This window comes from Neisseria sp. P0021.S006, from assembly GCF_051956895.1.
Map to the genome: position 1 here is coordinate 1 of NZ_JBQCWZ010000277.1, position 1,658 is coordinate 1,658.

Here is a 1,658-nt window from a genome sequence, read left to right on the forward strand (position 1 = left end):
GCATGGTCGCCCACATGGAAAGCGTGATGAACGACATCGGCTTTTTCAACCGCCGCAACGGCGAGCGCCTGATGCGCCGTATGCAGAGCCTGTTCGGACGCGCCAACACGCAAACCGAAGACATCGATATCCTGCGCGGTTTTTTCAATACCGTCAGCCACCGTATCCATAAAAAAGACTGATTAAGGCCGTCTGAAAACATTTCCAGCCTTTCAGACGGCATGACTGATATTCGGATAAGCATGAATTACGCCCTAGACGCATTATGGTGGAAGCTCACCAGCCAACCCGTCCGCGACCTCGCCTCGCTGCTGACTGCGCCCCCTTTGTGGCAAAACGGTTGCGAATTGAGCGTACGCGAACTATTGGGGGAACACGGTTTCCGCTACCTTTTGGCATTGGACGCCGATCCCGCACCGCTGATGGATTACCTCGCCCAACGCGCCCCGTTTGGTCATCGTCTCGGCATTTATGCTGAAGAGCTGTTGACTTTTTGGTTTGCCAACGCGCCGCACGCCAAACTGCACGCATACAATCTGCCCGTTTTTTCAGACGGCCAAACCTTAGGCGCTGCGGATTTCGTCGTTTCCCTCAACCAACAGCCCTACCATATCGAGCTGGCGTGTAAATACTACGGCGGAGACCAAGCGCAAAACCTGCGCGGCCTCAATCCTAAAGACATGCTGACGGACAAAGCCACCAAACTGGTGCAGCAATCCCAGCTGCTGCATACGCCGCAAGGCAAAGCAACCTTAACCGCACAAGGCCTGCCGGAAAATCTGCTTCCTGCTTCCATCGTGCGCGGCATCGGCTTTTTTCCACACGGTTTCCATGCTTTTGAGCCGCCACTTAATCCATACGGCTGGCGCGGCATCTATATTCAAGATTGGGCGGAATACGGGTTTGAACGCCAAGAAGCGCGTTATCACTTGCTCGACCGCATGGCCTATCTTGCACCTGCGCGTGTCGCCGAAACCGAAACATTAAACGCAACCGAAATCCGCCGTATCGACCAAGGCTTGATTGCCGTTTTGGAATTACGGCCGGACGGCTTTTGGCACGAAATCGAACGCATTATGAAGGCCGTCTGAAACCATTTACCCACTTTAAGAGAACCCATTACATTATGAACGCCGCACAACTCGACCATACCGCCAAAGTTTTGGCTGAAATGCTGACTTTCAAACAGCCTGCCGATGCCGTCCTCTCCGCCTACTTCCGCGAACACAAAAAGCTCGGCCGCCAAGACCGCCACGAAATCGCCGAAACCGCCTTTGCCGCACTGCGCCACTATCAAAAAATCAGTACCGCCCTGCGCCGTCCGCACGCGCAGCCGCGCAAAGCCGCACTCGCCGCGCTGGTTCTCGGCAGAAGTACCAACATCAGCCAAATCAAAGACCTGCTTGATGAAGAAGAAACAGAGTTCCTCGGCAATTTGAAAGCCCGCAAAACCGAGTTCTCAGACGGCCTGAATACCGCCGCAGAATTGCCGCAATGGCTGGTGGAACAGCTGCAACAGCATTGGAGCGAAGAAGAAATTCTCGCCTTCGGTCGCAGCATCAACCAACCTGCCCCGCTCGACATCCGCGTCAATACCTTGAAAGGCAAACGCGATAAAGTGCTGCCATTGTTGCAAGCCGAAAGTGCCGATGCAGAAG

Annotated in this window: 1 protein-coding gene and 2 pseudogenes; all 3 read left to right on the forward strand. The window is 54.5% G+C overall.

The genetic code is table 11. The features are described from left to right. Positions 1-182 (forward strand): annotated as a pseudogene (locus ACTHUM_RS13320) (RNA methyltransferase); the annotation flags it as partial. Between the two features lie 39 nt (positions 183-221). Then, positions 222-1,091, forward strand: a complete 870-nt coding sequence (locus tag ACTHUM_RS13325) for a DUF1853 family protein (protein ID WP_070461467.1) — start codon at positions 222-224, stop codon at positions 1,089-1,091. A 35-nt stretch (positions 1,092-1,126) separates the two neighbouring features. Then, positions 1,127-1,658 (forward strand): annotated as a pseudogene (locus ACTHUM_RS13330) (RsmB/NOP family class I SAM-dependent RNA methyltransferase); the annotation flags it as partial.

Bases quoted from the DNA above. Each gene is read 5' to 3' on its own strand.
- ACTHUM_RS13325 (WP_070461467.1), top strand. From the start codon at position 222: ATGACTGATATTCGGATAAGCATGAATTACGCCCTAGACGCATTATGG.